General features: G+C 67.1%; 1 protein-coding gene. It reads left to right on the top strand.

Annotated elements, in window-relative coordinates; all coding sequences use genetic code 11:
* Positions 1-252: LamG-like jellyroll fold domain-containing protein (locus SB773_RS33380; protein ID WP_410594738.1), on the top strand; the 252-nt coding region annotated here is incomplete at both ends.

Here is a 252-nt window from a genome sequence, read left to right as displayed (position 1 = left end):
ACCACGACGAACGCCGGCGGGCGAATCCTCGGCTTCGGCAACCGGTCGACCGGCACGTCGACGTCGAGCGACCGCGCCATCTACATGGACACGAGCGGTCGGCTGAACTTCGGCGTCTACCCGGCCGAGAGGCGCGTTCTGACGTCTCCGAACGCGTACAACGACGGTGCATGGCACCACGTCGTCGGCACCATGGATCCGATCGCTGGGATGACCTTCTACGTCGACGGCGTGCGCGTCGGACAGCGGACC

The organism is Bacillus sp. SIMBA_074 (assembly GCF_046534555.1).
In the GTDB taxonomy this organism is placed as follows: domain Bacteria; phylum Bacillota; class Bacilli; order Bacillales; family Bacillaceae_G; genus Bacillus_A; species Bacillus_A mycoides.
This window is presented reverse-complemented; position numbering and strand designations above follow the sequence as displayed.